The 4,451-nt window shown below is 47.2% G+C and carries 2 protein-coding genes; both read left to right on the top strand.

What is annotated here, in order from left to right:
- The first annotated feature begins 76 nt into the window (after positions 1-76).
- Positions 77-2,125, top strand: coding sequence for an ATP-binding protein (locus tag WBA89_RS18720; protein ID WP_424408716.1), 2,049 nt, complete (start codon positions 77-79; stop codon positions 2,123-2,125).
- Positions 2,122-4,338 (top strand): hypothetical protein, encoded by a 2,217-nt coding sequence (locus tag WBA89_RS18715; protein WP_424408715.1) that lies wholly within the window; start codon positions 2,122-2,124, stop codon positions 4,336-4,338. The genes WBA89_RS18720 and WBA89_RS18715 overlap by 4 nt, the downstream gene beginning before the upstream one ends.
- The last annotated feature ends 113 nt before the right edge of the window (positions 4,339-4,451 follow it).

Raw genomic sequence — 4,451 nt, 5'->3', positions numbered from 1 at the left:
CGATTTGCTTAATTAACCTTGTGTTTAATTATCTTCCCGCGCTAAACTATTGCAAAGTGTAAGAATTATTTAAATTATGTCCTTAGTGAATTTGGCCGATACCAAAACTCGGCTACTCGGCTGTAGTGCCGTATACATCGTAGGGCAATGTCTCTCCACCGCCCTCGCCGGCGGCCCGGTAGCCAACATGGCGGCAGGGGTACTCGGCGGCCCCGGAGGCGTGTTGGCAGCTAGTGTTTTGACAACTCTGATCGCTGATGTTGTGGGGAGTATCACGGCGGGCGAGTTGGGAAACAAGTTGGCGCAGCGCGTGGGCAAAAATGCGGATATTCTCAAAAATGGCGATTTGACGGCGGCGGCGGGAGAAGCTATCAGCCGTCTTCTGGCAAAAGTTGCTGAATCTGAGGAAATCATTGTCATTGCTGAACGAAATGGCCTGGCTTATGCTGAAGCTAATTTTCAATATTTAGCTAATAAAACAGTTGCTTACTGGCTGAAAATTGATGCCGAAACAGACAGCGAGACAACTCCTTTGAACTTTTCTGATGCGGAACTTGCGAAGATTTTTTCGGCTGATGCCAATCAGTTTTTGGAAGTTACGGGGTTGGAGGTGCAAGATTGGCAAGATTTTTTGGGAGATTTTGCGGCGAAGGAAAACAAAACTTTGCATCCCGAATTGATTGCGTGTGCGGCGGCAAAACTGCACGAGTCTTTCCCGAAGGCGTTTTGCGAAGTGCTCAAACAAGATGCGGAGACTGGCGGCAGACAATTTGCCGGAATGCAGTTGATTTTGCACCGCGAAACTTTGGCGGAGTTGAAAGATTTGGGGCTGCAAAATGGGGAAGTTTTGCAAAAGTTGGAGGCTTTGGCGACGCGGGAGCAAATTTGCAAAGTCATGGCGAAATTGGAAGTTATCGAAACTCTTCGCGATGAGTTGGCAGAAGTGCGGGCATTGTTGCAAACTTATATTGATACTTCCGCGCCGAGTTTGCCGCTTTCTTTGCAGTGCGAAACGATTATTCAAGACCGGGTGAAAGACTTTACCGGGCGCTTGTTTGTATTTGAAGCAATTAGCCGTTTCTTGGGAGACAATCGGCAAGGTTATTTTGTTTTGGAAGCGGAACCTGGTGTTGGTAAAAGTTCGATTATGGCGAAGTTGGTGTTGACACTGGAACGCCATTGTGTTACTCACTTTAATTCGCGGTCGGATGGAATTATTGATGCTAAAACATTTCTAGAAAATGCCTGTACTCAGTTAATTCAAGGCTTTCAACTTCAGGATAAGTATCCGCAACTGCCGGATAATGCCACGGCAAATGGCAATTTTTTAGGGCGGCTGTTGGGGGAAGTCAGTGCTAAAGTGGCTCCGAAAAAGTTGATTTTTGTGGTGGATGCCCTGGATGAAGTGGATTTGAGTTCCCAAAGCAGAGATAGCAATGTTTTATATTTGCCGGAAGTTTTGGAACCTAACGTTTATTTTATTGTTTCCAAACGACCAGAACACTTGCCAATGCCGGTAAATCATCTGGTTTTTGATTTGATGCAATACAATGCAGAAAGTTTGGCAGATGTCAAGGCGTATCTGGCAAAACGCACGGAGAAAAGTGCGTCTATTCAGAGTTGGATTAATCATCGGAATTTGAATCGGGAAGAGTTTGTGGAGGCGGTGGCAGAAAAAAGCGAAAAGAAATTTATTTACCTGCGCTACGTGCTGGATGAAATTGAAAGCGGCACCTACGGGGATGTTTCTTTGAACGATTTGCCAAGGGGCTTGCAGCAATATTATAAGAAACACTGGGGACAGATGATGGGCAGGGATGACGATCCGCTGTTGGAGATGAAGGTGAAGATTATTTATGTGCTCTCAAAAGCGCGGGAAGCTGTTTCTCGCGGGTGGATTGCGAAATCGGTGGGTGAGCGGGATTTTGAAGTGCAGCGGGTACTCAGGAAATGGGATTCGTTTTTGCGGCAGCAGCAAGTCGATGGCGAAATTCGGTACAGCATTTATCACAACAGTTTTCGCGACTTTTTGGAAAAAGATGAAACTGTGCAATCTGCTGGGATTGATGTTGAAAAAGTTAAGCGTAAAGGTATTAAGAACCGGATAGATGGAGCGCCGCTATGAGCGATTTAAGTGTGTGGTTGGCGCAACTAGAAAAATCGCAACGAGAATATTTGTTGAAGTATCAACCGAAGGATTTTGTTGAGGAGTTGCGGGAGTTCGATCGTTATTATCGTTGGATGACGGATTTTGGTTTTATTGAGGCGAAGTTGGATTTGTTGGGGGTGCAGTCGCTGATTGAGGATTACGATTTGGCGAGAATTTCTGATGTGTTGCTGGCCCAGGAGCAAAGGTCAACGCTGAAGTTGATTCAAGGGGCAATTCGCAAGTCGGCGCACGTTTTGGAGCGGGATAAAACGCAACTTGTAGAGCATTTGTGGGGGAGGTTGCTGGATTTTGAGGTGCCTGAGATTCAGGGGTTGCTGGAACAAGGAAGGCAATCGAAAGATAGTCCTTGGTTGCGGCCTTTGAGGGCTAATTTAGAGCGGGCCAATGAAGGAGCACTGCGAACACTCACCGATCATACTAACTCGGTAACAGGAGTGGCGATCGCACCAGACGGAAAAACAGCGATTTCCGGTTCATGGGATAAAACCCTAAAAGTCTGGGATATCCACAGCGGAACTTTGCTCAGAACTCTCACCGGCCATACTGATTGGGTAACAGCAGTCGCGATCGCACCCAACGGAAAAACAGCAGTTTCGGGTTCAGCGGATTACACCCTAAAAGTCTGGGACATAAATAGCGGAACCTTCCTCAAAACCCTGACTGGTCATACTCGTGAGGTATTTGCAGTTGCGATCGCATCGGATGGAAAAACAGCAGTTTCAGCTTCAAAAGATAATACCCTAAAACTCTGGGACATCGACAACGGAAATTTGCTCAGAACTTTCAGCGATTATACTGATTTGATAAAAGCATTCGCGATCGCACCAGACGGCAAAACAGCACTTTTCGCTTCACGGGATCACACCCTAAGAGTCTGGGAAATCGACAACGAGAACGAATTCAAAACTCTGATCGGTAATAATTACGGGGTAAAAGCAGTCGCGATCGCACCTGACGGAAAAACAGCAGTTTCGGCTTCATGGGCTCGCCACCTAAAAGTCTGGGATATCGACAGTGGCACCTTGCTCAAAACACTCTGCTGTCATACTGAGTTGGTAGAAGCATTTGCGATCGCACCTGACGGAAAAACAGTAGTTTCGGCTTCCAGGGATCATACCCTAAAAGTCTGGGACATGAACAGTGGCAAGGAAATCAGAACTCTCACAGGTCATACTGAGTGGGTATTGGCAGTCGCGATCGCATCCAACGGAAAAACAGCAGTTTCGGCTTCCAAGGATTACACCCTAAAAGTCTGGGACATCGACAGCCGCAGAGAAATCAGAACTTTCACCGATCATACTGAGTCGGTAACAGCAGTGGCGATCGCACCAGACGGAAAAACAGCAATTTCCGCTTCAGAGGATTACACCCTAAAAGTGTGGGATATGGATAGTCGAAGCGAACTCACAACCCTGACTGGTCATACTAGCTTGGTATTAGCAGTGGCGATCGCACCAGACGGTCTCATCGCGGTTTCCGGTTCAAGGGATAACATCCTAAAAGTCTGGGATTTGAGCATCCACAAAGAAATCACAACTTTCAGTCATACTAGCTCGGTAAATGCAGTGGCGATCGCACCAGACGGCCTCACAGCGGTTTTGGCTTCAATTGATAAAACCCTAAAAGTCTGCGATTTACTCACTGGCACCTTTCTCAGAACTCTCACAGGTCATACTAGCGGGGTAAAGGCAGTGGCGATCGCACCAGACGGCCTCACAGCGGTTTCTGGTTCAAGGGATAACAGCCTAAAAGTCTGGGATTTGCTCAGTGGCACCCAACTCACAACTTTCATCGGTCATACTGGCTATGTCACAGCAGTGGCGATCGCCCCCAACGACAAAATAGCAGTTTCCGCTTCATGGGATAAAACCTTGAAAGTCTGGGATCTTGACAAAGGTATTAAACTGAAAACTCTCACCGGTCATACTGACGATGTAACAGCAGTTGCGATCGCACCAAATAGCCTCATAGCGATTTCCGCTTCATCCGATAACACCCTAAAAGTCTGGGATTTGGTTAGCTACAAAGAGGTTGCTAGTTTCAGTGGAGAGTATGGGTTTAATTGCTGTGCAATTGCGCTTGATGGAGTGAGTGTTGTAGCGGGGGATGAGTCTGGACGGGTGCATTTCATGCGTTTGGAGGGAATGGGGGATTTGGGTGGTGTTTGATTTTTTGTGAAGAAATTCGGAGACGGCAGTGCCGTGTCCCTACGGATGTGGGTGGTGGTGTTTGATTTTTCGTGAAGAAATTCGGAGACGGCAGTGCCGTGTCCCTACGGATG

The organism is Microcoleus sp. (assembly GCF_049646505.1).
GTDB lineage: Bacteria > Cyanobacteriota > Cyanobacteriia > Cyanobacteriales > Microcoleaceae > Microcoleus.
Note: the sequence above shows the minus strand (reverse complement) of the source record. Positions and strands in the feature narration are given on the sequence as shown.

Bases quoted from the DNA above. Each gene is read 5' to 3' on its own strand.
- WBA89_RS18720 (WP_424408716.1), top strand. From the start codon at position 77: ATGTCCTTAGTGAATTTGGCCGATACCAAAACTCGGCTACTCGGCTGT.
- WBA89_RS18715 (WP_424408715.1), top strand. From the start codon at position 2,122: ATGAGCGATTTAAGTGTGTGGTTGGCGCAACTAGAAAAATCGCAACGA.